We start from the raw sequence: 26,624 nt of genomic DNA on the forward strand, positions 1-26,624 counted from the left end.
GGGTGGGGGGCCGACGCGGTGATCGTGCAGGGAGGCGAGGGCGGCGGCCACACGGGGCCGCTCGCCACGACGCTGCTGCTGCCCCAGGTCGTGGACGCCGTCGACATCCCGGTGATCGCCGCGGGCGGGTTCTTCGACGGGCGGGGCCTGGTGGCGGCGCTGGCGTACGGCGCCTGCGGGATCGCCATGGGCACCCGGTTCCTGCTGACCAGCGACTCCCCCGTGCCGGACGACGTCAAGAAGCTCTATCTGGCGGCTCGGGAGACGGTGGTGACGACCAAGGTGGACGGGGTGCCGCACCGGGTGTTGCGGACGCCGTTCGTGGCCTCGCTGGAACGCTCGCGGCTGCTGCGGGCGGTGGCGAACGGCGCCAGGTTCCGGCGGTTGTCGGGGCTGTCGTGGGCCGAGCTGATCCGCGAGGGGCGGCGGATGCGGCGGGGCAGGGAGCTGACCTGGGCGCAGGTGCTGCAGGCGGCCAACACGCCGGTGCTGCTGCGGGCGGCCATGGTGGACGGGCGGGCCGATCTCGGGGTGATGGCGTCGGGGCAGGTGGTGGGGGTCATCGGCGACCTGCCGTCGTGCCGGGAGCTGATCGAGCGGATCATGGCCGAGGCCGAGACCGCCCTCGCCCGCCTCCCGGCGCGCTGAGCACGCCGTCGCCGGGCCTCCCGTGACGGTGACGCCGGAAGGGCGCGTCAGAGGACCGTGATGCCGCGGGCGGCGAGGATGGCGTTGGCCTGCGTCTGGTTGATGAGGGCGCCGGCGAACGCCCGGAGCCTGGCGTCGTCGGGCTGCCCCAGGTCGGCGCCCCGCAGGTCGGCTCTCGCGAACGTGGTGTTCAGCAGGCGCGTGCCGATGAGGCGGCAGTCGGTGAGCGTGGCCTCGGTGAAGTCGCAGCCCGACAGGTCGGCGTCGTCGAAGCGCACCCCCTCGACGTGCTCGCCGCGCAGGGAGCAGCCGCCGAGGTTGGCCAGGGTCAGGTTGGAGCGGGTGAGCGTGAAACCGGTGCCGCGCGAGGCGGTGAGCGCGGCGCCGATCATGCGGCAGCCGGTGAACGTCGCGTCGGTGAGCAGCGCGCCGCCGAACTGGGCCGAGGACAGGTCGACGTCGGTGAACGTGACGTCGAGGAGGTCGGCGTCGTTGAAGCGGATGCGCATCCCGCCTCCGCCGGTGAAGACCGCCCCGTCGAGGTCGGCCTTGCGGAAGTCGGTCTGGTCCAGCACGCACGACTCGAAGCGGGCCCCCGCGAGGCAGGCGCCCCACAGGTCGGTCTCCGTGAGGTCGCAACCGCGGAAGAGGTGCGTCTCCTCCGGGTCGAGCCGTTCGGACAACGCCTTGTGTGAGAGGTCCTCGCCGTCGAAGTTCACGGTGTCAGACTCTACCGGCCAGGACCTCCGCGGCGGCCTGGCCGCAGACCCGGGCCGAGCCGTGCGTGGCGATGTGCACGGCCCCGAGATCGGAACGGGCGGGCAGGCCCATCTCGACCACCACGGTGTCCCGCCGGGCGCTCAGCAGGTGCCTCAGCGCCTCCTCCTGCCACGGGTGGCGGTGCACGTCGCGGACGACCACGACGAGCGGGCGGCCGGATGCCGCGCCGAGCAGCCGTTCGAGCGCGGGGCCCGTCGCCTTCCCCGAGCCGAGGCGCGTGACCACGGTGCCGGGCAGCAGCCCGGTCAGCGGCTCGCCCACGCCCCAGGGGGTGTGCCGGTCGATGGCCAGATTCATCTCCGGCGCCAGCTCGACCACGTGCGGGGCTTCGGTCAGCGGCAGCTCGGGCGTGGTGGAGCGCCGTACGACCCTGACGGCCCGCCGGGCGGCCACCAGGCCCGCCCCGCCGCCGCCCGCGGCGGCTCCGGCGAGCGCGCGGGATCGGGCGCCGGGTCGGGCGCCGGGTCGGGCGCCGGTCGCGGCGAGCGCGCCGGATTCCGCCCGGTCCTCGCTCCCGGTCGCGGTGGGGCTGCCCGAGGAGGCGGTCCAGGCCGCGAGCTCGCGGACCCTACGAGCGGCGTCGGCCAGCCGTTCCTCGGGCAGCAGTCCTTGGGTCACCGCGGCGGCGATCGCGTCGCGGATCCCGGTGGCGGTGGCCTCGTCGGCGTGCTCGCCGCCCACGCAGATCGCGTCGGCCCCGGCGGCGAGGGCGCGGGCCGCGGCTCCCCCGATCCCGTACGTCCCCGCCACCGCGGCCATCTCGATGGCGTCCGTGACGATCACCCCCTGGAACCCGAGCTCCCCGCGCAGCAGCCCGGTGAGCACCTTGGGGCTGAGCGTGGCGGGCAGTTCCCCGTCGTACGAGGGCACGAGGAGGTGGCCCGTCATGACCGCCTTGACGCCCTCCCTGACGGCGTCGGCGAACGGCAGCAGCGCGTCCTCGAACCCGTCGGCGGCCACCTCGGGCACGCCGTGGTGGGAGTCGACCGTGGTGTCGCCGTGGCCGGGGAAGTGTTTGACGCAGGCGGCCACGCCGGCGGACTGCAGGCCGCGGACGAAGGCGCGGGCGTGCCGGGAGACCAGCGCGGGGTCGGCGCCGAACGACCGCAGGCCGATGACCGGGTTGTCCGGGTTGGCGTTCACGTCGGCTGAGGGCGCGAAGTCGATCGTGATGCCGGCGCGGGCCAGGTCGGCTCCGAGCTCGGCGGCCAGCGTCTCGGTCATGGCCACGTCGTCGGCGACGCCCAGCGCGTACGCCCCGGGGCGGCTGCTGCCGGTGGCGGCCTCCAGCCGGGTGACCTCGCCGGACTCCTCGTCGACGCCGACGAGCACCGAGGGGTTCTCGGCGCGCAGGGCGGCGGTCAGCCGGGCCACCTGGGCGGGGCCGGCGATGTTGCGCGAGAACAGCGCCACCCCGGCCAGCCCTTCGCCCAGCCGGCGGCGGAGCCAGTCGGGTGGCTCGTGCCCGGCGAAACCGGGGAGGAGGACGGCGTCGGCAAGGCGCAGCAGGTCACCGCTCAGGGGCATGACCCGCAATCTAATAGGAAAGTTTCCTATTTGCTAGTGGCATTTTCTGACGTCAGGCCCCCACGATTGTGTCAAGTCGTTCGATCACGGTGACGTTGGCCTGCCCGCCACCCTCGCACATGACCTGCAGACCGTACCGGCCGCCCGTACGCTCCAGCTCGTGCAGCAGCCGCACCGCCAGCACCGCGCCGGTCGCCCCCAGGGGGTGGCCGAGCGCGATCGCGCCGCCGTTCGGGTTGACCCGCGCGGCGTCGGCACCGGTCTCCTTCATCCAGGCCAGTACGACGGACGCGAACGCCTCGTTGACCTCGATCGCGGCGAAGTCGTCGATGGACATGCCGCTCACGCGGAGGGCGTGGGCCGTGGCCGGGATGGGGGCGGACAGCATCATGACCGGGTCGGCGCCCCTGGCCGAGAGATGGTGCACGCGGGCGCGCGGGGTCAGGCCGTGCTCGCGTACGGCCCTGGGCGAGGCCACGAGCAGGGCGGCGGCGCCGTCGGAGATCTGCGAGGCCAGGGCGGCCGTCAGCCTGCCGCCCTCGGTCAGGGCCTTCAGCGCGGCCATCTTCGCCGGCGTGGTGTCGGCGCGCGGGCCCTCGTCCGTGGAGACACCCTCGTAAGGGGCGATCTCCCGCCGGAAGTGCCCGGCGTCGATGGCGTGCAGGGCCCGCCGATGCGACGTGTACGCGTACCGCTCCATCTCCTCGCGGCCGATCCCCCAGCGCGCGGCGATCTGCTCGGCCCCGGCGAACTGTGAGACCTCCTGCGTGCCGTACCGCTCGGTCCAGCCCTTGGAGCCCCCGAAGGGGGTCTCGTGCCCGAACGGGCGGCCCGCGAGCATCGCGGCCGAGATGGGGATCATGCTCATGTTCTGCACGCCGCCGGCCACCACCAGGTCGTTCGTGCCGGAGAGCACGGCCTGGGCGGCGAAGTGCAGCGCCTGCTGGGAGGAGCCGCACTGGCGGTCGATCGTGACGCCCGGCACCTCCTCGGGCAGGCCGGCGGCCAGCCAGCAGGTGCGGGCGACGTCGCCGGCCTGCGGGCCGACGGTGTCGACGCAGCCGAAGATCACGTCCTCGACGGCCGGCGGGTCGGCGCCGGTGCGGCGCAGCAGTTCCCTGAGCACGTGGGCGCCGAGGTCGGCGGGGTGCGCTCCGGCCAGGCCGCCGTTCCTGCGCCCGACGGGGGTGCGGACGGCGCCGACGATGTAGGCCTCGCTCATCACCGCATCGTAGCAAGCGCTTGGTCTGGCGCGGAACGCCCCATGAACTGGGGAGGTTGTGTGAACAAGCGATTGTCTGAGGCTTCATAATGGGTACGTGACGACGCGAAAGAACTCCGGCACCGCGACCACCCCGGCCAAGCGCCAGCGCACGACCTCATCAGGGTCGGCGTCAGAGCGCCGCGACCACCTCGTCAAGCTCGCCGCGGAGCTCTTCGCGCGCAAGGGCTTCCAGGCCACGACCGTCCGCGAGATCGCCGACGAGGCCGGCATCCTCTCAGGCAGTCTCTACCACCACTTCGACTCCAAGGAGACGATCGTCGACGAGGTGCTCTCCACCTTCCTCGACGATCTCATCGCCCGCTACCGCGCCGCCCTGGAAACCGGCGGCGACGCGCGCACCGTGCTGTCGGAGATGGTCCGCATCGGCTTCGGCACCCTCGAGCCCCACCGCGCCGCGATCACCGTCATGCAGAACGACTGGAACTATCTGCGCCAGTTCCCCCGGTTCAACTACCTCGTCAAGGCCGAGGACGAGGTCGAGCAGATGTGGGTGGCACAGATCAAGGCCGGTCAGGCGGCCGGGTTGTTCCGGCCCGACGTCGATCCCAAGCTGACCTACCGCATGATCCGCGACACCATCTGGGTCGCGGTCCGCTGGTTCCGTCCGGGCGGCAGGCTCAACACGAGCGGCCTGGCCGAGCACTACATCACCGTGCTGTTCGACGGGCTCGCCACGGGCGAGCGCACCACGCACCAGAAATGAGCCTGGGCAAGGCGGTGCGGGTGGCACTGCAGGAGGTCGCCGAGCCGGAGAAGGCCGAGGCGATGCGCGCCTACATGAAGTCGCCACTGCCGTTCCTCGGCGTCCAGGCCGTGGCCAGGCGGGCGGCGCTGCGGCGGGTGTTCGCCGGGCACCGCCTGGAGAGCGCGCCCGAGTGGCGGCGGGCGGTGCTGGCGTTGTGGCGGGAGGCCGAATACCGCGAGGAGCGCTACGCCGCCGTCGAGCTGTCCGGCCACCGCTACTACCGGGAGTTCCAGACTCTCTACACCGTGCCGATGTACGAGGAGATGATCGTCACCGGCGCCTGGTGGGACCTCGTCGACGAGCTGGCCGTCCACCGCGTCGGCGGGCTGCTGGCCGCCTACCCCGACACCATGCGGCCGCTCATGCTGGAGTGGGCCCACGACGGTGACCTGTGGAAGCGCCGCACCGCGATCCTCTGCCAGAACCGCTTCGGGTCGCGCACCGACACGGCCCTGCTCTACGCCTGCATCGAGCCGAGCCTGCCGGACAACGACTTCTTCGCGCGCAAGGCCATCGGATGGGCGTTACGCGAATACGCCAAGACCAATCCCGCCGACGTCGTGCGCTACGTCAAGGCCAAGGGGCTCTCGGGCCTGAGCCGCCGCGAGGCGCTGAAGAACCTGCCCGCTACCCCATGAGCGTCTGGGTGCCGATGACGGCCAGCAGCGCGAGGCGTTCGGCGTCCTCGGTGCCGGGCTCGGCGGTGTAGACCATGATGCGCAGGTCGCTGCCGGCCACGCTGAGCACCTCGCAGTCGAGCGTCACGGGGCCCACCTGCGGGTGCTCGATCGTCTTGCGGGCCGCGTCGTGGCGGCCGACGGCGCCTGCGTCCCACAGCTCGGCGAACCGTTCGCTGTTCGCGCGCAACCGTGCGACCAGGCGACGCACCTGCTGGTCGGCCGGATAACGGCCGGCGGTGGCGCGCAGGTCGGCGACCAGCGCGGCCTCGAAGGCGCGCCGCTCCTCGGGTGTGTGGCGCACCCGGCCGCGAGGCCCGGCGAAGTTGCGCCAGACGCCGTTGCGCTCGTCTCCCCGCCATCCGGACGGATCGCCCATCAGCGCCGCGTACATCGGGTTGGCCAGGAGCAGCGTCCAGGCCGCGTCGAACACCGCGACGGGCGTGCCGGCCAGCCTGTCGAGCAGCCGCTGCACGCTCGGGGTGATGAACCCGGGCACCATCTCCGGCCCCGGCGGCTGCAGCCCGGCCAGCCGGAACAGGTAGGCGCGCTCGTCCGCCGACAACCGCAGCGCCCGCGCCAGCGCCTCGACGACCTGCGCCGACGGGTTGACGGCCCGGCCCTGTTCGAGCCGGGTGATGTAGTCGGCGGAGATCCCGGCCAGCAGGGCGAGCTCCTCGCGGCGCAGCCCGGCCGCGCGCCGCTGCCCGGAGGCCGGCATCCCGACCGCCTCCGGCGAGACCCGGTCGCGCCAGCGCCGCACCGCCTGCCCGAACTCCGTCGCCGTCATGCCACCAGTCTGCCCGCGTCACCGGGGTGCCTGCCTGGTCCTGATGGTCCCAGGAAGACCGGACGACTGGCCGACCGCGCCGCACCGCCGGAGGCTTGAGCACATGACGACAACGCTGATCACCGGAGCGAACAAGGGCCTGGGCCACGAGACCGCCCGCCGGCTCATCGAAGCAGGCCACACCGTGTACGTGGGCAGCAGGGACGCCGAACGCGGGCGCCTCGCGGCCGGGCGGCTGGGCGCCCGGCACGTCCTGCTCGACGTCACCGACGACGACTCGGCCGCGGCCGCGGCCAAGGCCATCGAGGCCGACGGCGGGCTCGACGTGCTGGTGAACAACGCGGGCATCGAAGAGCGCACCCCTGACGGGGGCGTCATCGGCCCCGAGGACGTGACCGCCGACATTCTGCGCACGACGTTCGAGACGAACGTCCTCGGCGTCGTGCGCGTCACCCGCGCTTTCCTGCCGCTGCTGCGGCGCTCGGCCGCCCCGGTCATCGTCAACGTCAGCAGCGGCCTGGCCTCGCTGACCCGGGTCACCACCCCGGGCACGCCGACGCACGCCTACCCGGGCGTCGCCTACCCCGCCTCGAAGGCCGCGGTCAACATGATCACCGTGCAGTACGCGAAGGCGTTCCCCGGCATGCGGATCAACGCGGTGGAGCCCGGCTACACCGCGACGGACCTCAACCTGCACATGGGCACGCAGACCGTGGAGGAGGGCGCCGAGATCATCGTACGGATGGCGCAGGTGGGACCCGACGGCCCCACCGGGGGCTACTTCGACCTCTCGGGCACGATCCCGTGGTAGGAGTTCACCTGGTCCACAGGGCGTCCTGGACGGCCTGCACCAGGGCCATGAGCTCCGGCGTGACGTGCTCCTTCGACCAGGCCAGCGCGTAGGTGATGCGCAGGTCGCCCGCGTCGAGCGGCACGAAGCTCACGTCGTCGCGCTTGATGGTCCTCGCGAGGAGCTGCGGGATCGGCAGCAGGCCCGCGCCCGCCGCCACCAGGTCGAGCGCGGCGGAGAAGTCGTCGTCGGCCACCGTGCGGGCGCGGCCGGGCAGCCCGGGCCACGGCCGGCTGGACGGCGTGAGCAGCACCTGACCGGCCAGTTCTGCCGCGGTGACCTTGGCCGCGGGCGCCAGCCGGTGGCTCGCGGGGACGGCCAGGTGGTCGACGGTCACGTGGAAGCGGGCCGCGGTGACGAACTGCGCGGGCGCGGGGGTGGCGAGGATCGCGGCGGAGACCTCGCCGTCCGTCAGGGCTCGTGCCGCCGCGCCGCGGCCGGCGGGCCTGAGCTCCACGCCGAGCGCCGGGGTGCGGCTCGCGAGCCGCCTGGCGATCCGCGCGGCGAGCGTGCCGACCAACGGAGGATAAGCAAGGTGAATGGTCGGACGGGCCAGCCGTGCCGCCTCCTCGGTGAACGCCCTGGCCGAGTCGAGCACCTGCCGCGCGTGCCCGAGCAGCGCCTTGCCCTCCGCCGTCAGCCGCACCTCGCGGGCCGTGCGCTGGAACAACCGCATGCCGGTGGCGCGTTCGAGCCGGGTGACGGCCTGGCTCATGGCGGGCTGCGACATCCCCAGGTCGGCGGCGGCTCTGGAGAAGCTGAGCAGCTCCGCCACTCTGGTGAAGCAGTGGATCTCCCTGAGCATAAGCAACACCAATACATAGTGCATGACGTCAGGGGTACTCGGCAGGATCGCAACGATCTGACCCACGTCCTAGGGAGCTTGCAAGATGAGCCCATTTCCCACGTCCACGGTGCTCGGATACCCGCGGATCGGCCCGCGCCGGGAGCTGAAGCGGGCGCTGGAGTCCTACTGGGACGGGCGCGCCACCCGCGACGAGCTCGACCGGACCGGTGCCGAGCTGCGCGCGCGGACCTGGCGAAGACTGGCCGAGCTGGGGTTGGAGGGGCTGCCGAGCAACACCTTCTCGATGTACGACCAGGTGCTCGACACGGCCGTGCTGCTGGGCGCGGTGCCGGCGCGCTATCGCGACACGGACGACCCCTATTTCGCCATGGCCAGGGGCACCGGTGAGCTCGCGCCGCTGCGGATGACGAAGTGGTTCGACACGAACTACCACTACATCGTGCCGGAGATCGGGCCCGGCACGGTGTTCAAGCTCGACGCGGCCAAGCCGCTGTCCGAGGTGCGGGAGGCGCGGGCGCTCGGGTACGAGACGCGGCCCGTGATCGTCGGGCCGGTGACGTTCCTGCTGCTGGCCTCGGCCCTCGACCGGCTCGACGAGGTGCTCGGCTGCTACGAGGAGCTGCTGGCCGCGCTGGCCGCGGAGGGTGTCGGCTGGGTGCAGCTCGACGAGCCCGCGCTGGTGGCCGACCGGACACCGGAGGAGCGGGCCGCCGTGCGGAGCGCGTACGAGCGGCTGGGGTCCTGCGGGACGCGGCCGGGGCTGTTCGTGGCGACGTACTTCGGGGACGCGGGAGAGGCGCTGCCGGTGCTGGCGGGCACGCCGGTGGAGGCCCTCGGCGTCGACCTCGTCAGGGGCGGCGTGCCGGAGATCGACCTGGCGGGCAAGACCGTGGTCGCGGGCGTCGTGTCCGGGCGTGACGTGTGGCGCACCCCGGCGGAGCGGGCGCTGGGGGCGCTGGCCGCCGTACGCGCCGGGCGGGTGACGGTAAGCACCTCGTGCTCGCTGCTGCACGTGCCCTACGACGTGGAGGCCGAGCCCGGCCTGGATTCGCGGCTGAAGGAGCGGCTGGCGTTCGCCGAGCAGAAGGTGGCCGAGGTCGTGGCGCTGTCCCGATCGCCCTTCCACGGCACCGCCCCGGCCGCGGCGTCCGTGGCGCGGCCCGCGCCCGTGGCGGCGGAGGGGCGCGGGCCGTACGCCGAGCGCGCGGCGGCCCAGGCCGGGCACCTGCGGCTGCCCCCGCTGCCGGCCACCACGATCGGGTCGTTCCCGCAGACCGGCGAGCTGCGCGCCGCCAGGGCCGCGGCGGCGGCGGGCACCCTGTCGCAGCAGGACTACGAGCGGCGGGTCGAGGCCGAGATCGAGCGGGTCGTCCGGATGCAGGAACGGCTCGGCCTCGACGTCCTCGTGCACGGGGAGCCCGAGCGCAACGACATGGTCCAGTACTTCGCCGAGCACCTCGACGGCTTCGCCGTCACCGCCAACGGCTGGGTCCAGTCGTACGGCTCGCGCTGCACCCGGCCGCCCATCCTGTACGGCGACGTCAGCCGCCCGTCGCCGATCACCGTCCGCTGGGCCACCTACGCCCAGTCGCTCACGGACAAGCCGGTCAAGGGCATGCTCACCGGTCCCGTCACCATCGTGGCCTGGTCGTTCGTCCGCGACGACCTGCCGCTGCGCGACGTCGTGTTCCAGGTGGCCGACGCGGTGCGTGAGGAGGTGCGCGACCTGGAGGCCGCCGGAATGAAGATCATCCAGGTGGACGAGCCGGCGCTGCGCGAGCTGCTGCCGCTGCGCCGGGACGCGCAGGCCGACTATCTGGAGTGGGCCGTGTCGGCGTACCGGAGGGCCACGTCGGGGGCGAGCGACCGCACGCAGATCCACACGCACCTGTGCTACTCCGACGCCGACCAGATTCTGGCCGCCATCGACGCGCTGGACGCCGACGTGACCACCATCGAGTCGGCCCGCTCGGGAGGCCGGATCCTGGGCGCGGTGGAGTCGTTCGGGCGCGGGCTCGGGCCGGGCGTCTACGACATCCACTCGCCGCGCGTGCCGAGCGCGGAGGAGGTCGCCGAGCTGCTGCGCAGGACGCTGGCGGTGCTGCCGGCCGAGCGGGTGTGGGTCAACCCGGACTGCGGGCTGAAGACGCGCACGTACGAGCAGGTGGAGGCGTCGCTGGCGAACGTGGTCACGGCCGCCCGCGAGCTGCGCCATCGGATGAACGTTTCAGCGGGTTAGGGCAGGCAGGCGGGCCTGCCGGCGCCCGGTCGCTTGACGCGGGCGCCGGCACTCGCTGATCTGTTCCTAGGAAAGCGCTTTCCTAGGATGGGAGCAGAACAGTGAGTCTCTTACCTCGGGCCACCGCACAGGGCCGGCGGCTGCTCGCCGTCCTCGCCGCGGCGATCCTCGCCCTGACCGGCGCCGTCGTCGCCCAGCAGCCCGCGAGCGCGGCGAACGTCGACACCGGCGCCTGGTACGTGCTGGTCAACCGGCACAGCGGCAAGGCCCTCGACCTGTACGACTTCGCGACCGCCGACGGCGCGCCGATCGTGCAGTGGACCCGCAACGACGGCAACCAGCAGCAGTGGCAATTCGTCAGCTCCGGCGACGGCTACTACCGGCTCAAATCGCGCCACAGCGGCAAGGTGCTGGACGTCTACGAATGGTCTTCCGAGGGCGGCGCGCAGATCGTCCAGTGGGCCGACCTGAACGGCGCCAACCAGCAGTTCCGCCTGGCCGACTCCGACGGCGGCCACGTGCGGCTGATCAACCGCAACAGCGGCAAGGCCCTGGAGGTCTGGGAGTGGGCCACCGACGACGGCGCCAGGATCTCCCAGTGGGACGACCTCGGCGGCGCCAACCAGCAGTGGCAGCTCGTCAAAGTGAGCGACGGGTCCGGCTCCGGCGACTGCGGGAGCGGATCGTCCGACGCCGAGGCCGTGCTCAGCGGCGGCACCTGGACGGCGCGGAACGGCGGCACCACCCACTACACCGGCGCCAGCATGATCGAGGCCATGCGCGCGGCCGTGGGCAGCCTCACCTCCGGCCGCACCTCGAAGCAGAAGGTGATCGTCCGCGGCTCCGGCTCGATGAACGCCAACCAGTCACTCGACCTGCCCAGCTACACCGTCCTGGAGGTTTGCGGCACGATCAACGTGTCGGGGAGCATCAGCGCCAACAACGCGGCCGTACGCGCCCAGAACGTCACCGACGTCGAGGTCACCCACCTCACCGTGACCGGCAACCCCTACTTCGGGGTGTTCGTCCGCAACGGCACCAACATCACGCTCGGCCGGCTCGACCTGCGGCTCGGGTCGTCCGGGCTCGGCGTCCGCATCGACAACCACGCCAACAGGAACGTCCGCACCAGGAACGTACGCATCGACAGCGTGTACGCCTCGGGCGGCGGCAGCCACGGCGTCGAGACGTACGGCGTGGACGGCATCACCATCGGCACCGTCACGGCCCGGAACACCGGCGAGTCCGGCCTGCTGCTCAACGACACGATCAACGCCACGGTCGGCACCGTCGACGCCCAGGGAGCCGGCACCGGCACCGGGTACGCCGCCTTCCGCATGGCCAACCGCAACGGCCGCATCGGCAGCGCCTACCCGGTCAACATCCGGGTCGGCACCGTCGTCGCCAGGGGCGGCGGACGCGGCATCTTCTGCGTCTCGGAGAGCGGCGGCGCCGTCATCGACCGCGTGGACATCTCCGGCACCGGCAGCAACTCGATCCTGATCGAGAACTGCTACAACGTCACCATCGCCGCCCAGAACGGCACCGTGAACGGCTCCGACATCCGCATCGCCGCCCGCAGCGAGTTCCCCGTGACGTCGGACATCACGCTGCAGAACCTGACGCTGACCAACTCCGCCATCAACGAGAACCCGTGCGGGAACAACATCGTCATCCGCGCCATCGAGCTGGTGAACTCCCGGATCAACCGCTGCTGACGTGAGCGTGCGGCGGGGCCGTGCGCGGCCCCGCCCCGCATCACTTGAGCGCCCCCGCGGTCAGACCGGACTGGATCTGACGCTGGAAGACCGTGTAGACGACCAGCATCGGGAGGATGGCGAGGGTGAGGGCGGCGAACAGGGCCGCCCAGTCCGAGTCGTATCCGGCGGCCGTGGAGATGTCGGCGATGCCCTGGGTGAGCACCCACTTCTCGCGGTCCTGCAGCAGGATCAGGGGGATCTGGTACTGGTTCCACTGGCCCAGGATGTTGAAGATCGTGATGCTGACGATGCCGGGTTTGGCCATCGGCAACATGATCTGGAAGAACACCCTGGTGTGCGACGCCCCGTCCACCATCGCGGCCTCCGCGACCGCCGTCGGCAGCGTACGGAAGAAGGCGGCCAGGAAGAAGACGGTGAACGGCATCGAGTAGGCGATGTAGACCAGCACCGCGCCCGCGTGCGTGTTCAGGCCGATGAACGGCCCGACCACCGGCACGTTGCCCATGTTCTGCACCACGAAGAACAGCGGGGTCAGCGCCAGGAAGAACGGGAAGGCCAGGCCCGAGACGAACAACATGTAGATCGCCCGGTTGCCGCGGAAGGGATAGCGCGCCAGCACGTACGCCGCCATCGAGCCGACCAGCATCGTGCCGAACGTGCTGAACGACACGACGACGACGCTGTTGAGCATGTACTGGCCGATGCGCGCCTGCTCCCAGGCCCTGGCGAAGTTGTCCCACTGCGGCGAGGCCGGCATCGACCAGGCGTGACCGAAGATCTCGTCCTCGCTCTTGACCGACGCCAGGAAGGTCCAGATGATCGGCACCGTCACGAGGAGCGTCCAGATGCCCAGCGTCGCGTGCGTCAGCACGCCCAGCGGCCCCAGCCGGCGTTTCCGCTCGGCACGGGCGGCGCTCCTCGAAGGCACCTCCGGGGGTGCCTGAGTCGTCGTTGCCATCTCAGTACTCGATTCGTTCGCGCCGCGACAGCCGCAGCGACAGGACCGCGAAGCCGAGGGTGAAGAAGAACATCACCACGCCGAGGGCGGAGGCGTAGCCGAAGCGGAAGTATTCGAACGCGTTGCGGTAGATCTCGGCCGCCATGACCGTGGTCGACCAGTCGGGCCCGCCCTGCTGGTCGGTCATCACCCAGACGATCGCGAACACGTCCATGGCCAGGATGCCCAGGTAGACCCAGGCGACCTGGACGGTGTCCCACAGCAGCGGGAGCGTGACGCGGAAGAACAGGGTGATGCGGCCGGCCCCGTCGATCTGGGCGGCCTCGAACATGTCCTTGGGGATGCCCGCCAGCCCGGCCGAGAACAACACGACATAGAAGCCGACCGCCTGCCAGACCAGCACGCCCAGCACTGACCAGAACGCGAGGTCGGGGTCGGACAGGAACCCGACGGGTCCGAGCCCGAACGCCATCAGCGGCGCGTTCAGCATGCCGCTGCCGTCTGGCCTGAACACCTGCTGGAAGAGCACCGCCACGATGGTGACGGCCAGGACCTGCGGGAAGAAGAAGACCACCCGGTAGAAGCCCGACCCGCGGATGCCCGACACGCCCTGCTTCCCGCCCACGTTGAGCAGGAAGGCGAAGAACAGGGCGATGGCGATCGTGATCACCGGCAGCAACACCAGCAGGGCGATGTTGTGGGTGACGGCCTTCCAGAAGACGCTGTCGCCGAGCAGCCGCTGGAAGTTGTCGAGCCCGATGAAGTTGGGCACCGCCGTCACGCCGCGCCAGTCGGTCATCGCGATGTAGAACGCCTGGACGTACGGCGAGATGACGTAGACCAGGTAGAGAATCACCGGGGCTGCCAGGAACGAGGTGATGAACAGCCCGCGGCGATACCTGTTGAACAGCACCATCAGCGCTTGTACTTCGTGATGGAGGAGTCGTTCTTGATCTCGTCGGCCTTCTTCTGGATGCGCTCGAGGTAGGCCTTCGGCTTCAGGCCGCCGGTCATGAGCTGGCCGGTGGCGGCCTTGGCCTCGTCGTTGAGCGGGCCGTACCAGGTGTACCAGCGGTAGTAGAGGGTGTTCTCGCCGGCGTCGGCGACCGCCTTGGAGGCGCTGGTGACGCCAGGCGAGATGTCGCGGCCCTCGCTCGCGCCCTTGACCGTCGTCACCGTGGTGACCAGCTCACTGAAGTCGCCGGCCGCCTTCTTCGACAGCATGGCCCGCAGATATTCCATGCCGGCCTGCGGGTGGGCGCTCTTGGCGGAGACGATGAAGTTCTCGCCGGGCTGGGTGTGCAGGGTGCCGTACGGCATCGCGTCGGAGCTCGTGACGTCGGGGAGGGGGAACATCGCGTACGCGAAGTCCTCCGGCGTGGTGGACTTCTGCTCGTTCTCCAGCCATGAGCCGCAGGGCAGCATGGCCACCTGCATCTTGTTCTGGGCCGTCTGCGTCTGCACGTGGTCAAGGCCGGCCGTGCCCTGCATGAGGTATTTGGCGCCCACCTCGGCCCACTTCTCGGCGGCGGTCAGCATCGGCTCGGCGGTCCAGGCGCCGTCCTCCAGGTTGTCGATGTTGACCAGCACGTCGTTGCCGCCGATCTTCGCGGCCATGGTGAGCAGCGGCTCGTACAGGTACTGCGGGTGCTTGCCGGCGTAGGTGAAGGGCGCCATCTTGCCGGACTTCTTGATGGTCTCGCACAGCTCGAGGAAGGCGTCCCAGGTCTTCGGGATCTCCCAGCCGTTGTCGTCGAAGACCTTCTGCGAATACCAGATCCCGTGGATGTAGTTGACGTAGCCGAGGACGCTGAACTTGCCGTCGTACGTGCCGATCTCGACCACCGACGGGTCCAGCAGGTCGCGCACCTTGACGTTGGGGTCGTCCCACGAGGGCGCGTCGAGCAGCGGCGTCAGGTCCTGGAGCTGGCCGTCCTGGGACAGGGCGCCGAAGTCCATGAAGTTGGCGCCGGAGTTGTCGATCACCTCGGGCGGGTTGCCTCCGGCGAAGCGCGGCTGGAGGACCTTGGTGATCTCCTTGGTGGAGTTGTGCTTGATCTCGACGTTCGCGTACTTGCTCTTGAACAGCGGCTGGTGGATGTCCGTCGCGTAGGCCTGGCCGAAGCCGCCGTCGAAGATCCACACCTCGAGCGGCTTGTCGCCGACGCCGAACGGGTTGGCCGCGCTGGTGGCGGCCGGCGCCGCCGACGAGGGCGCGGGTTGGGACGCAGGGGTCGCGCACGCGGCGAGCGCGCCCGCCACGGGCACGAGAGCGGCGCCGCGAAGAAGCTCACGCCTGCTGATCTGGGGGGTGTTGGGCATGGTTACTGCTCCTGACTTGTCATGCTCCGCGCCTGATGCGCCCTGCGTAGCGGCTTTCCAGCGCCTTGTTGTGCTCGTCCCCGCCCGCCACGTTGGCCGACAGGTAAATGGGAGGCGTCTCGCCCATCGCGACGAGCGCGTCCACCGCCTCGGTGACCACCATCTGCGCGAGCAACGCGGAGGTGATCGTGGACACCGCACCGTAGCTGCCCCCTCCGGGCAGTTCGAGAAGGGCGTCGCCGTACGGGGCGCCGTTGTCCAGCACGACGTCGGCCAGGTCGAGCAGCTTGCCGCCCGACGGGTGGCGCGAGGTCATCCGGGTGCTGTGCTTGACCGAGGTCAGCGCGATCAACGAGTGACCCTGGTCCTTGACGATGCCGGCCAGCTCGACGACCGTGCCGTTCACGCCCGAGCTGGAGATCAGCACGAACACGTCCTGCGGCTCGACCGGCGCCAGGTCGTAGATCTGCCGTGCGACCGACGGGTCACGCTCCAGCTCGGGGGTCAGCACGCTCGGCGGCTGACCGCCGTACAGGACGAGGTCTCTCGGCGTGAGGCGGTTGCTCGGGACCAGGCCGCCGGCCCGGCCGGCGATCTCCATGGCGATGGCCTCGGAGTGCCCCGACCCGAAGGCGTTGACCACGCCGTCCGCCCTGAGCGAGGTCACGAGCAGCTGCGCCGCCTGGCGCACCTGCTCGGCCTGGCTCTCCGCGACCTGCCGCGCGAGGTCGAGGACCTGATCTGCGTACGTCATCTAGCTTCTCTCCACCCGATGGCTTTCCACGGCGCTGATCGTTCGCTCGAACGCCTCGTTGGTCCGTTCGTACGTGCTCTGGGCGATCGCCACGTAGACGGCGTCCAGCACGAACAGCTGTGAGTGCACGGCGGCCAGCCCGCCGAGCCGGAACGTGGTCTCCCTGCTGGCGGTGGTCAGCACCAGTTCGGCCAGCTCGGCCAGCGGCGAGCGGGCGAACGAGGTGACCGCGACCGTCAGCGCGCCGTGGCCGCCGGCCTCCGCCAGCGCCTCCATGACCTCGCGCGTGCGTCCCCTGTGGCTGATGCCGACGGCGACGTCGCCCTCCTTCAGCAGCGCCGCCTCCGACAGCGCCACGTGCGCGTCTCCCGCGCTCCAGCAGGGCACGCCGATGCGGCGCAGCCGGCCCTCGAACATGGTGGCCACGTTGCCGCTGGTGGAGACGCCGACCAGCAGGACGCGCGGGGCGCCCACGATGGCGGCGGCCACCTGGGCGACCACGTCGAGGTCGAGCTGGGCGGCGGTGTCCTGGATCAGCCGCACGTCGGCGGCGGCCATCACCTCGATGGCCGCGTCGAGCGGGTCGTCGGGGCCGATCTCGTGGCCGACGCCCGCACCCCAGCCCGCCTGCGCCGCCCGGCCGGTCTCGGTGGCGAGGGCGACGCGCAGCTCGGCGTAGCCGGAGAAGCCGAACGCCCGGCAGAACCGGGTCACGGTGGCGGGCGAGCTGCCGGCGCGCTCGGCCAGCGCGATGATGGTCGACCGCGCGGCCTCGGCAGGATCGCCGAGTATCACCTCGCCGACTCTGCGCAAAGCCTCCGGCAAACCGGGTAGCTCTGTTTCGACGCGCCCTAGCGCTCCTGAAGTCACGAATATTCCTTCCGAATACCCGGTCTTCTGGCGAAAATTATTCTTGCTTCCTGGCCACGTCAAGCCCCAGACTCGGTCCGTGATGCAATCGCTAGTCATCGGTGTCGATGCCGGAGCCACCTCCACGCGCGTCGCCGTTCACACACTCGACGGCGTCCGGGTGGGATACGCCAGGGCGGGGGCGGGCAATCCGACCGCCCACGGGCTGGCCACGGCGGTGTCGGCGATCGAGACCGCGCTCGGGGAGGCCCTCGGCTCCCTTGACGGCTCGCGGGTGGTCGCCTCGCTGGCCGGGGTCGCGGGGCACGTCGAGGAGATGGCGCCCGCGCTGGCCAAGGTGTGGGCCGGGCACGGCATCACCGCGGAGCCGCGCTACATGGGCGACGTGCCGATCGCCTACGCCGCGGGGTCACCCGAGCCGGACGGCTCGCTGCTGCTGTCGGGCACGGGCGCGGTCGCGGCCAGGATCGCGGGGTTCGAGCGCGGCACGGTCGCCGACGGGCTGGGGTGGTTGCTGGGCGACGCGGGCTCGGGCTTCTGGATCGGCCGCGAGGCGGCCAAGGCGGTGGTCCACGCCTTCGACCGCGGTCTGCCGGTCGCGGCTCTGGACCGTACGCCGCCGGACCGCGGCCCCGCCTCCGGTGCGGGCGGCGTGGAGGCCGGGAGCGGGCTGCTCGTCGCTCTCGTCGGCGAGCACTTCCTCGGGGACGAGCGGCCCGCCACGCCGCGCGCGGTCGCCGACCGCCTCGTACGCCTGGCGCAGGCCGACCACATGCGGCTGGCTACGTTGTCGGCGCTGGTCAGCCGGGCCGCGTCGGAAGGCGACCCGCTGGCCGCCGGGATCGTGTGCGAGGCGGCCGGCCACCTGGTCGCCACGCTGAGAAGGGTGCACAGGTCGGGGCCCGTGGTGCTCGCCGGCAGCGTGCTGATCAGCCCCGGGCCGGTACGCGAGGCCGTGACGGAGCTGCTGGCGGGCGAGCGGGTCACGACGGCGGGTGACGCGGCGAGCGCGGCGGCCTGGCTGGCGGCCCGCGACCACCTCTCGGAGCCCGACACCACGACCCTGCACGCTGCCTTCACCTCCACCGCCTGACGGGGCACCACCGGCTCAAGGGTGCCGGTTCTTCAGCCGTAGGGCCGGTCAGACCTTCGTGACGACGATCGAGTCAGGGACCAGTTTCACCAGGTCATCCTCGTCGGAGGTGAAGTCAGAGCGCGGGTGCAGTAAGGCGTCACCCGTTCCGATCATCTGGCCACCCCCGTCAGCACTTTGATCCAAACGAGAAACGCCCGGGAGCGCCCGCCGAGGGCGCACTGGTCGACCAGGACCTCTCCACCGACACGACGGGTTCTGCGGATGAAGTACTGCCCGCCGGCCTGGCACAACTCGTAGAACGTCGGCACGCAGTCACACGTGTAGTCGCAGACGCGTATACGTTTTTCCGCCGCCCAAACGGGGTCCCACGTCAACCGGGTGAAGCCGGGACCTGGCTCCGGCACATGGGCCGAGTGAAACCGGTCATCCGCAGGCATCGACGATGGTTGCGACATGCCGCAACCATAGATCTGGTCGTCTTCTCTTGTCTACATGTACCGATGACTCTGTCTAATTAGACAGAACGATATGTGAACTCTCGCCCGCATTGGCCTATGTTGCCTACGTGGTCGACTACGAAGGGGACACCCACGTCTACGTCCAGATCGCCGACATCCTCCGCCAGCGGGTCTCGAAGCTCGACTCCGGACACCCGGTGCCGAGCGAGGCCGACATTCAGTACGAGTTCGGGGTCGCCAGGACCACGGCCAGGCGGGCGGTGCACGTACTGCGCGAGGAAGGGCTCATCTACACCGTGCAAGGCGAGGGGACCTTCGTCGGCACACCAGAGGAAGCACCTCGCAAGCAGCGAAAAGTGCCGTTGTACCAGCAGATCGCGACAGAGATCAGCGATCAGATCAAGGCGGGGAGATTCCTCCCCCGGCGCCCTATACCGGGCGAGACAGCACTGGTGAAGCAGTATGACGTCGCGCGCGAGACGGTGCGGCGGGCCATGGCGCTGTTGCGGGAACAGGGGTGGATCTACACCGTCGCCCAGCGGGGCAGTTACGTCTCGCCCAAGGATTCATGGCCCCAGAACGACTGACTTTGCCTAGGTGCTTGTATCTACACGTCTAGAATATGAGCATGCTTGACCGCGATGGCCCAGTCCCGCTGTACGTTCAGATCGCCGACGTCATTCACCGGCGGATCGACAATGGGGAGTTGCGGATCGGGGAACCTGTGCCGAGCGAGGCGGATCTGGAGGCGGAGTTCGACATCGCGCGCAGCACCGCGCGCAACGTGGCCCGGGAGCTTCGCCGACGGCGACTCGCCCACACCGTAAGGGGCGAGGGCACCTTCGTAGGGCCTGCCGGCGTGCCTCGTGAGAAGCCGACGCGAGCCAAGTACGCGCTTATCGCCGATGACCTGGCTTCCCGCATCAGACGCGGCGAACTCCGCCCCAACAGGGCGATCCCCAGCGAGCAGGTGCTGATGCGACAGTACGGCGTCGCCAAGGTCACGGCCCGGCTGGCCGTCTCGCGGCTGCGGGAACAGCGGTGGGTCGTCACGGTGCCGCACCAGGGCGTCTGCGTGGGGGATCCGGCGCAGTGGCCGGAGGGGGCGCCGGTCTCAGCCCTTGACCGCGCCCGCCGTCATGCCGGTGCCGACGCGGCGCTGCAGGAAGAGGAAGAGCAGCAGCGCGGGCAGCGCGAACAGGCCGGCGGCGGCCATGGTGGCGCCCCAGTCGGTGCCGAACACGTCGCGGAACGACGAGAGCCACACCGGCAGCGTACGTTTGTCCTGGTCCTTGATGATCAGCACGTTGACGAACGCGAACTCGTTCCACGCGGTGATGAACCCGAAGAGTGAGGTCGCCATGAGCCCCGGCGCCAGCAGCGGGAAGACCACCCGCCGGAAGGCCACCAGCCGGCTGCATCCGTCCACCTGAGCCGCCTCCTCCAGCTCCGGCGGGATCGCGGCGAGGAACCCGCGCAGCGTCACGATCGTGAACGGCAACGTGATCATGAAGTAGACACCGGTCAGCATGGCCAGCGAGTCGAGCAGGTCGGTGTCCCTGGCGATGATGAACACCGGCACCAGCAGCGCCTCCCACGGCGCCATCTGGGCCGCGAAGACCGCCACCACGAACGCGCTCCTCCCCCGCCAGCGCATCCTCGTCATCGCGAACGCCGCCAGCAGCGCCACCACCAGCGCGATCAGCACCGCCGCCATCGTCACCAGCAGGCTGTTGCGCCAGTAGGTCCAGAACCCCGGCGCGTTCACCGCGGTGACGAAGTGGTCGAGCGTCGGATCGGCCGGCCAGAACGTCGGCGTGGCCGCCTGGATGTCGCGCGTCGGCTTGAACGCGGTCAGGAACATCCAGTAGACGGGGAAGACCGTCGTCACGAGCACGGCCACCGCCGTCGCGTTGAGCGCGAGCCGTTTCACGAGCGGACCATCCTTCGCAGGTTGCTGACCAGGGCCACGGCGAGGATCACGACGGTGAGCATGGCGACCGCCGAGCCCAGGTCGTAGCGGTGCAGCACGCGGGCGACCTTGAACGCGTAGACCGGCAGGGTGGTGGTGGCGTCGTCGGGGCCGCCCTGGCTGAGCACCCAGATCTGCGGGAAACACTTGGCCACCCAGATCACCTCCAGGGAGATGATCAGCGCGAACAGCTGCCTGAGCATCGGCACGGTGATCTTCCAGAACACCTGCCCGCCGCTGCCGCCGTCGATCCGTGCCGACTCGTACAGTTCGGCGGGGATCGTGGTGAGACCGGCGTACAGGGTGAGCGCGGCGAACGGGACCGACTGCCACACGACGAGGGTCACGAGCACGGCGAACGTGGCCGTCCCGTCGGCGAACCAGGTGTAGCCCTGGAAGGAGTCGAAGCCGAGGGTGACCAGCAGCCAGTTGACCACGCCCAGCTCCGACTGGAACAGCCACTGGAAGATCGTGGTCGCCGCGATGATCGGGGTGGCCCAGGCCAGGGCCAGGGCGCTCATCAGGGCCAGGCGCAGGCCGCGGCGCAGGCGTACGAGCATGAGGGCGACGCCGGTGGACAGGACCACGATGAGCACCACGTTGACCGCGGTCCACACGGCGGTGCGCCACACCACCTGCCAGAACTCCTCGCCGCCCAGCAGTTCGGCGTAGTTCTCCAGCCCGACGAGGGTGGCGCCGCCCCTGATCAGCTCGCCCATGCGGAAGTGCTGGAACGAGATCACCGCCGCCTTGAGCATGGGATAGAGCAGGAGGAAGGCCCCGCCCGCCACCGTGGGGGCGATGAGCAGGAAGGGCCAGAACGAGCGGTGTCCAGCCCGCATCAGGATCCGCTGTTCAGCGTCGTGGTGATCGACTCGGAGACCTTCTTCGCCTCCGCCGCCGGGTCGGCGCCGGTGAGCACGGCGGTCATGTACTGCTTGATCACGGAGGTGGCCTCGACGGCGGCCCAGTTGGGAGTGTTCGGGGTGGCCCGGCCGCTCGCCGCGCCGACCGCCATCGCGGCGGTGCCCTCGTCGCCCGAGAGCACGCCGGCCAGCGAGGTGCGGTTGGGCACGAAGCTCATCGTCGTGGCCAGCTCTTTCTGGAACTCCTCCCCGGCCAGCGCTTTGACCAGTTCGTACGCCTCGTCCTGGTGCTGCGAGGCCACCGGGATGATCAGGTCGGAGCCGCCCGTGAAGACCGTGCCGGGTTTGTCGGCGGTCTTGCCAGGGATGGGGAAGAAGCCCATCTTGTCCTTGAGCGCGCCGTCCACCTCCAGCACGCGGGCGGCGACGCCGGGCACCGCGATGATCTGCGCGGCCTTGCCCTGCGCGAACACCTCGTGCTGCGGCGGGTTGGCCTCGTCGGCGTCCTTGGGGCCCTTGCCGAGGGCCTGGAGCCGCCGGTAGAAGTCCATGCCGGCGAGGGCCTGCGGGGTGTCGAGGGCGCCCTTCCACCGGCCGCCCTCCTGGACGGCCAGGTCGCCGCCCTCGTCCCAGACGAAGCCGGCGAGTGCGTACCAGGTCTGGCCGGTCAGATAGATGCCCTGGTTGCCACCTTTATTGAGCTTTTTCGTGATTTCTAGCCACTCGTCCCGGGTTTTCGGGGGCTCCTTGATGCCGGCCTCGGCGAACAGGTCCTTGTTGTAGACGACCACGCGATTGGCGGCGTACCAGGGGATGCCGTACTGCTTGCCGTCGATGTTGCCCGGCTGGGCCAGCCCCGGCAGCCAGTCCTCGCCCCTGAGATCGGCGACCTTCGCGGTGAGGTCCGTGACGCCGCCGCTGGCGGAGTACTGGGCGACCTGCGTGTTGCCCACCTCGATCACGTCGGGCGCGTCGGTGCTGGCCAGGGCCGCCGTGACGCGCTCGCCGATGCCGTCCCAGGCCTGGATCTGGATGTCGAGGTCGACACCCCTGTGCGCGGCCTCGTGCTCGCTCTCGAACTTCTTCAGCAGCTCCTGCGTGACGCTGCCGTCCATGATCCAGACGGTCAGCTTCGCAGGGGCGCCGCTCGCCGCCGCCCCGGTCTCCGGCTCGGCGCCGGTGCCGCACGCGCTGAGCGCGAGCACGGCCGCCAGGGCAAGGATGCGGTACTTCATTGGTGTTCCTTCTGGTGCTGGGGGGTGGGGTCCCGCACCCACGCGGGCGGGCGCGGGACACGATCACACGTTGGGGACGGTGTCCTTGAACGCGGCGCCGGACGAGCGCAGCGCGCCGACCCGGCTCTGCACCTCAGCGGGCGAGAGGACCTCGTTCTTGCTGTGGTAGACGTAGTCGACCTGCTGACGGTACGTACGGGCGCCCGACGCCCCCTGAAGATCGATGAACCACTGGTTGAACATGATCCACATCGGGGTCTCGGGATAGTAGACGTCACCGTGGTCGGCGAAGAGGCGGCCGTCCACGTAATACTTCATCCGCCCGCCGGAGACCTGGATGACGAGGTCGTGCCAGCCGGCGAAGCTCGCGCGCTCCTCGGTGTGGGTGTTGACCGCCTGCCAGGGCTCGTTGCGGTAGGTCTCCCAGCTCGTGGCGTAGAGGATGTTGGACGGTTCGCCCCAGCCGCCGTTCGGCAGGTACTCGAAGTCCAGCTCGCCGTAGTCGGGGTCGAGGTCGAAGCGCAGCGGGGTGATGGTGAAGAACGTCTGCACCACGTGCTCGCCGTCGGGACCGCTGGTCGGGGCGTCGCTGAAGCGCACGCGGGCGGCGTACGTGCCCTCGTGGAACTTGCGGTTGGTGGTGGACAGCTCGGTCTGCACGGTGCCCGAGGGGGTGCCGTTCGTCGAGGAGTCGAGCGTCAGCAGGCCGCCGGGGAACGAGACCGCGCCGGGCGACCAGGTGGCGCCGGGCACGCCGGGGCCACCCGAGCTGGAGCGGACCGTCCAGCCGCGCTGGGCCAGCCGGGGGTCGTTCGAGCCGGTGTAGGTGAAGTCGTCGAACAACTCACCGCCGGGGCCCGGCGTGACGGTGGGATCGGGGTCGGGGTCGGGGTCGCTGCCGTTGGGCCTGCCCCAGGCGAGCGTGCCGTTGACGTAGACGGTGACCTTGTCCCAGTTCGCGTAGCTCGTCTGGGGGCCGTACGAGTAGTCGTCGCCCTGCGTGAACGTCTGCCAGTCGGCTCGATAGAAGCGCAGCTGCATGTCGCCGGTGGTCCGGCCGGGGGCCAGGCTGCCCGAGGTGAAGCCCACCTCCAGGTACTGGCCGTCGCCCTGCTGGCGGACGAACTGCCCGGTCACCGTCGAACATCCGACGACCGCCCACGAGCAGGCGAAGCGGTAGGTCTCGGTGCCGGTGAGATAGTAGCGGACCTTGACCTGGTTGAGCGGGATCGTGGTGGTGCCGTCGTTGTAGAGCTGGAGCCAGGGCTCGGCCTGGGCCGTGGTGGCGCCGGGGGCGCTGGTGCGGTACTGGAGCCGGACGGCCTGGTCGGCGTTGGCCGGCGCGACCAGGGAGACGGCGATGATGAGGGCGGGGATGGCTAAGGAGAGCAGGACTTTACCGAAATTTCGGGACATGAGTTGGTTCTCCTTGGTTGTACGGTCCCCCGAAAGTCGTGCTGATCACGTGCGGTGGTGTCGGTGACGGGTGCGGTCGTGCCGGTAGTGCGCGGTGGTGTCGGTGGTGCCACCGGTGGGTCGGTGGAGGGTCTGGTGGGTTCGTGCCGGTGATGGCGGTGGGGCTGCGGTGTTTGAATGGCGGTGGTGCGTGCGGTGGGGTCAGGCGCCGCGGCGGATGCGGCCCGCGTACAGCGCCTCCAGGCGGAGGTTGTGCGCGTCGCCTTCGGGGACGTTGGCCGAGAGGTAGACCGGCGGGACTTCACCGGCTTCGAGCAGGTTGCTGACGGTCTGGGCCACGACGAGCTGGGCCAGCAGGGCCGAGGTGATGGTGGAGACGGCTCCGATGGAGGCGGGCGCTGTGGAGGCTCCGTCGGGCAGGGGCAGGGGCAGGACGGCGTCGCCGTAGGGGGCGTGGTTGTCGAGGACGACGTCGGCCAGGTCGGCGAGCCGGCGGCCCGAGGGGTGGCGGGACACGACGGCTTCGCTGTGGGCGCGCGAGGTGATCGCGATCAGGTCGTGACCGCGTTCCTTGACGAGCGTGGCCAGCTCGACGACCACGCCGTTGACGCCCGAGTTGGAGATGATGACGAACAGGTCGTGCTCCTGGACGGGGGCCAGGTCGAGGATCGTACGAGCGACGGCGGGGTCGCGTTCCAGGTCGTAGCGGTCGAGCTCGGCCCTGGGGGTGTCTCCGTACAGGACGATGTCGCGCAGTGCGAGCCGGTTGGTCGGCACGAGGCCGCCCGCGCGGCCGGCGATCTCCATGGCGACCGCCTCGGAGTGGCCCGACCCGAACGCCTGGATCACGCCGCCCGCGATCAGGGCCCTGGTGAACAGGCCGGCCGCCCGCGTGATCTCCGGATCCTCCGGGATCACCTGGACGAGCTGCGCGACGTGCTCGGCGAAGGCCCGCGGGGCGACTCGCTGGTTGACCGTCATATGTCCCCCTCTGATGAGCCTGGCAGGCCCTGTTCCGGTAGCCGGTGACCGGCCACGGCCCGGACGGTGACGTCGAACGCCTGCTTCGTACGCTCGTACGTGCGCTGGGCGACCGACACGTACACCACGTCGAGCACGAGCAGTTGCGAGTGGATCGCGGCGAACCCCTCGGACCTGAAGCTCGTCGCACGGCTCGCCGTCGTCAGCACCAGCTCGGCCACCTCGGCCAGCGGCGATCTCGGCTGCGAGGTGACGGCCACGGTGATCGCGCCATGGCTGCCCGCCTCTGCGAGCACCTCGATGACCTCGCGCGTCCGGCCGCTGTGGGAGATGCCGATCGCGACGTCGCCCTGACCGAGCAGCGCCGCGTCCGTCAGCGCGCTGTGGGCGTCGGACCTGCTCCAGGTCGGCACCCGCATGCGCTGCAGCCGGTATTCCATCTCGCTGGCGACCGCCGCGCTGCTCGACACCCCGAACAGCAGCACCCGCCCGGCCCTGGCCACGGCTCGCGCGACCTTGTCCACCACCGCCAGATCGAGCTGGTCGCCGGTCTCCTGGATCAGGCGGATGTCGTTGCCCGACACGACGCTCAGCACCCGGTCGAGGCTGTCGTCGGGAAGGATCTCACGGCCGATGTCGGTCTGCCACGTCTGCTGCGCCACCCGGCCGGTCTCGGTGGCGACGGCCACCCGGAGCTCGGCGTAGCCGGAGAAGCCCAGGGCGCGGCAGAATCGGGTGATCGTGGCGGTGGACGTGGCGCTCCGCTCGGCCAGGTCGACGATGGTCAGCCGGGCCGCCTCGGCCGGGGCGGCGAGAATCGCATCGGCCACCTTGCGCAGCGCCTCGGGCATGTCGTGCTGCTCGGCCCTGATGCGGCTCAGTAGTTCCACGCGGTGATAATTATGCTCAACTCATGGCGTCGTCAAGCGATTTCGGCAATAATTTTTGACATGAAGCTGGTTCTGGGTGTCGACGCCGGCGGCACCTCGTCGCGGGCCGCGCTGTTCACGCTGGACGGCACGCCGGTGCGGCGCGGGCACGCGGGCGGCGCCAACCCGGGTACTCTCGGCCTCGACACCGCCGCCGCCAACCTGACCGCCGCCGTACGCGCGGCCCTGCCGGACTCCGGCTCCGAGCGGCTCATAGGCGCGGTGGTGGGCCTGGCCGGCAACCCCTCGCTGTGCGCGACGCTCACCGAGCGCGTCTTCGGCGCCCTCCTGCCAGGGGGCGACGTGCGCGGGGTACGGGTGACGGGCGACATCGTGACCGCCTTCGCCGCCGGCACACCCTCGCCATCGGGCACCGTGCTCATCTCGGGCACGGGGGCGATCGCGGCCAGAATCGCCGGCCACGCTCCCGCCGGCACCGCCGACGGGTACGGCTGGCTGCTCGGGGACGAGGGCTCGGCCTTCTGGATCGGCCTCGCCGCCGCCCGCGCCACCGTCCGCGCCCTCACCGCCCCGCGCTCCTCTCCGACTAGGACGGGCGTCGATCCGGTACGCGACCACGAGGCGAACCGCCCCGATCCGGCCCTCGACGAGGTGACCGCCGGTCACCGTACGGACGACCACGAAAGCGCCGGCCGGGAAGCCGGCGACCGCGGTGTGGGGAGTCGCGGGGCGGGGG

At 70.7% G+C, this 26,624-nt stretch carries 25 protein-coding genes and 1 pseudogene; 10 read left to right on the forward strand and 16 right to left on the reverse strand.

The features are described 5' to 3' along the window. The coding region (locus tag E1295_RS34545) for an NAD(P)H-dependent flavin oxidoreductase (RefSeq protein ID WP_181958095.1) at window positions 1-648 on the forward strand (648 nt) is incomplete at its 5' end. A 47-nt stretch (window positions 649-695) separates the two neighbouring features. Here E1295_RS34545 and E1295_RS34550 read toward each other — a convergent pair. The 3 genes from E1295_RS34550 to E1295_RS34560 are packed head-to-tail and all read right to left on the reverse strand — an operon-like array spanning window position 696 to window position 4,177. Continuing rightward, window positions 696-1,367, reverse strand: a complete 672-nt coding sequence (locus E1295_RS34550; protein WP_132637165.1) for a pentapeptide repeat-containing protein — start codon at window positions 1,365-1,367, stop codon at window positions 696-698. Window positions 1,368-1,371: 4 nt separating this feature from the next. Next, window positions 1,372-2,955: a glycoside hydrolase family 3 protein gene (locus tag E1295_RS34555; RefSeq protein WP_132637167.1), complete on the reverse strand. Its 1,584-nt coding sequence runs from the start codon at window positions 2,953-2,955 to the stop codon at window positions 1,372-1,374. Between the two features lie 52 nt (window positions 2,956-3,007). Next, a complete protein-coding gene (locus E1295_RS34560) occupies window positions 3,008-4,177 on the reverse strand; it encodes an acetyl-CoA C-acetyltransferase (protein WP_132637169.1) in 1,170 nt (389 codons plus the stop codon). 97 nt (window positions 4,178-4,274) lie between these two features. Between E1295_RS34560 and E1295_RS34565 the strand changes: the two genes are divergently transcribed. Then, window positions 4,275-4,943, forward strand: a complete 669-nt coding sequence (locus tag E1295_RS34565; RefSeq protein WP_132637171.1) for a TetR/AcrR family transcriptional regulator — start codon at window positions 4,275-4,277, stop codon at window positions 4,941-4,943. Next, the gene (locus E1295_RS34570; protein ID WP_132637173.1) at window positions 4,940-5,623 is read left to right on the forward strand and encodes a DNA alkylation repair protein; all 684 of its coding nucleotides are present in this window, start codon (window positions 4,940-4,942) and stop codon (window positions 5,621-5,623) included. Before E1295_RS34565 ends, E1295_RS34570 begins: the two co-directional genes overlap by 4 nt. Here E1295_RS34570 and E1295_RS34575 read toward each other — a convergent pair. Then, a complete protein-coding gene (locus E1295_RS34575; RefSeq protein ID WP_132637175.1) occupies window positions 5,613-6,452 on the reverse strand; it encodes a helix-turn-helix domain-containing protein in 840 nt (279 codons plus the stop codon). The genes E1295_RS34570 and E1295_RS34575 overlap by 11 nt on opposite strands. Before the next feature lie 103 nt (window positions 6,453-6,555). On the opposite strand from E1295_RS34575, the gene E1295_RS34580 reads away from it, so the two are divergent. Next, window positions 6,556-7,263 (forward strand): SDR family NAD(P)-dependent oxidoreductase, encoded by a 708-nt coding sequence (locus E1295_RS34580; RefSeq protein WP_132637177.1) that lies wholly within the window; start codon window positions 6,556-6,558, stop codon window positions 7,261-7,263. A gap of 4 nt (window positions 7,264-7,267) precedes the next feature. Here E1295_RS34580 and E1295_RS34585 read toward each other — a convergent pair whose 3' ends face one another. Further along, entirely contained in the window at window positions 7,268-8,131 is an 864-nt protein-coding gene (locus E1295_RS34585; protein WP_132637179.1) for a LysR family transcriptional regulator, read from the reverse strand. Between the two features lie 61 nt (window positions 8,132-8,192). Between E1295_RS34585 and metE the strand changes: the two genes are divergently transcribed. Together metE and E1295_RS34595 are read left to right on the forward strand one after the other, a co-directional pair. Beyond that, window positions 8,193-10,349 carry a 5-methyltetrahydropteroyltriglutamate--homocysteine S-methyltransferase gene (metE, locus tag E1295_RS34590; RefSeq protein ID WP_132637181.1) on the forward strand — a complete coding sequence of 719 codons (2,157 nt, stop codon included), beginning with the start codon at window positions 8,193-8,195 and terminating at the stop codon, window positions 10,347-10,349. A 101-nt stretch (window positions 10,350-10,450) separates the two neighbouring features. Continuing rightward, the gene (locus E1295_RS34595; protein ID WP_425465379.1) at window positions 10,451-12,067 is read left to right on the forward strand and encodes an RICIN domain-containing protein; all 1,617 of its coding nucleotides are present in this window, start codon (window positions 10,451-10,453) and stop codon (window positions 12,065-12,067) included. A 40-nt stretch (window positions 12,068-12,107) separates the two neighbouring features. On the opposite strand, the gene E1295_RS34600 is transcribed toward E1295_RS34595, so the two are convergent. The 5 genes from E1295_RS34600 to E1295_RS34620 are packed head-to-tail and all read right to left on the reverse strand — an operon-like array spanning window position 12,108 to window position 16,974. Beyond that, window positions 12,108-13,028, reverse strand: coding sequence for a carbohydrate ABC transporter permease (locus E1295_RS34600; protein ID WP_132637183.1), 921 nt, complete (start codon window positions 13,026-13,028; stop codon window positions 12,108-12,110). A 1-nt stretch (window position 13,029) separates the two neighbouring features. Beyond that, window positions 13,030-13,944: a carbohydrate ABC transporter permease gene (locus tag E1295_RS34605; protein WP_166427550.1), complete on the reverse strand. Its 915-nt coding sequence runs from the start codon at window positions 13,942-13,944 to the stop codon at window positions 13,030-13,032. After that, window positions 13,944-15,350 carry an N-acetylglucosamine/diacetylchitobiose ABC transporter substrate-binding protein gene (ngcE, locus tag E1295_RS34610; protein WP_132637185.1) on the reverse strand — a complete coding sequence of 469 codons (1,407 nt, stop codon included), beginning with the start codon at window positions 15,348-15,350 and terminating at the stop codon, window positions 13,944-13,946. The genes E1295_RS34605 and ngcE overlap by 1 nt, the downstream gene beginning before the upstream one ends. Window positions 15,351-15,369: 19 nt before the next feature. Next, a complete protein-coding gene (locus tag E1295_RS34615; RefSeq protein WP_132637187.1) occupies window positions 15,370-16,104 on the reverse strand; it encodes a sugar isomerase domain-containing protein in 735 nt (244 codons plus the stop codon). Beyond that, window positions 16,105-16,974: a MurR/RpiR family transcriptional regulator gene (locus E1295_RS34620; protein WP_132637189.1), complete on the reverse strand. Its 870-nt coding sequence runs from the start codon at window positions 16,972-16,974 to the stop codon at window positions 16,105-16,107. A gap of 82 nt (window positions 16,975-17,056) precedes the next feature. Between E1295_RS34620 and E1295_RS34625 the strand changes: the two genes are divergently transcribed. The 3 genes and pseudogenes from E1295_RS34625 to E1295_RS34635 form a co-directional block, all read left to right on the forward strand. After that, window positions 17,057-18,067: an N-acetylglucosamine kinase gene (locus E1295_RS34625; RefSeq protein ID WP_246080710.1), complete on the forward strand. Its 1,011-nt coding sequence runs from the start codon at window positions 17,057-17,059 to the stop codon at window positions 18,065-18,067. A 568-nt stretch (window positions 18,068-18,635) separates the two neighbouring features. Further along, the gene (locus E1295_RS34630; protein ID WP_220449036.1) at window positions 18,636-19,115 is read left to right on the forward strand and encodes a GntR family transcriptional regulator; all 480 of its coding nucleotides are present in this window, start codon (window positions 18,636-18,638) and stop codon (window positions 19,113-19,115) included. 41 nt (window positions 19,116-19,156) lie between these two features. Continuing rightward, window positions 19,157-19,594 (forward strand): annotated as a pseudogene (locus tag E1295_RS34635) (GntR family transcriptional regulator); the annotation flags it as partial. A 48-nt stretch (window positions 19,595-19,642) separates the two neighbouring features. On the opposite strand, the gene E1295_RS34640 reads toward E1295_RS34635, so the two are convergent. The 6 genes from E1295_RS34640 to E1295_RS34665 form a co-directional block, all read right to left on the reverse strand. After that, window positions 19,643-20,461: a carbohydrate ABC transporter permease gene (locus E1295_RS34640; RefSeq protein WP_246080707.1), complete on the reverse strand. Its 819-nt coding sequence runs from the start codon at window positions 20,459-20,461 to the stop codon at window positions 19,643-19,645. Then, window positions 20,458-21,342, reverse strand: coding sequence for a carbohydrate ABC transporter permease (locus E1295_RS34645; protein WP_132637195.1), 885 nt, complete (start codon window positions 21,340-21,342; stop codon window positions 20,458-20,460). The genes E1295_RS34640 and E1295_RS34645 overlap by 4 nt, the downstream gene beginning before the upstream one ends. Continuing rightward, the gene (locus E1295_RS34650; protein WP_132637197.1) at window positions 21,342-22,601 is read right to left on the reverse strand and encodes an extracellular solute-binding protein; all 1,260 of its coding nucleotides are present in this window, start codon (window positions 22,599-22,601) and stop codon (window positions 21,342-21,344) included. The genes E1295_RS34645 and E1295_RS34650 overlap by 1 nt, the downstream gene beginning before the upstream one ends. A gap of 63 nt (window positions 22,602-22,664) precedes the next feature. Further along, on the reverse strand, window positions 22,665-24,017 hold the full coding sequence (locus E1295_RS34655; RefSeq protein WP_132637199.1) for a cellulose binding domain-containing protein: 1,353 nt from the start codon (window positions 24,015-24,017) through the stop codon (window positions 22,665-22,667). 201 nt (window positions 24,018-24,218) lie between these two features. Beyond that, on the reverse strand, window positions 24,219-24,998 hold the full coding sequence (locus E1295_RS34660) for a sugar isomerase domain-containing protein (RefSeq protein WP_132637201.1): 780 nt from the start codon (window positions 24,996-24,998) through the stop codon (window positions 24,219-24,221). Next, entirely contained in the window at window positions 24,995-25,888 is an 894-nt protein-coding gene (locus E1295_RS34665; protein ID WP_246080708.1) for a MurR/RpiR family transcriptional regulator, read from the reverse strand. The genes E1295_RS34660 and E1295_RS34665 overlap by 4 nt, the downstream gene beginning before the upstream one ends. A 60-nt stretch (window positions 25,889-25,948) precedes the next feature. On the opposite strand from E1295_RS34665, the gene E1295_RS34670 reads away from it, so the two are divergent. Continuing rightward, window positions 25,949-26,624, forward strand: a 676-nt coding sequence (locus E1295_RS34670) for an N-acetylglucosamine kinase (protein WP_281284788.1), incomplete at its 3' end; no start/stop codon positions are given.

This window comes from Nonomuraea mesophila, from assembly GCF_004352805.1.
Classification (GTDB): Bacteria; Actinomycetota; Actinomycetes; order Streptosporangiales; family Streptosporangiaceae; genus Nonomuraea; species Nonomuraea longispora.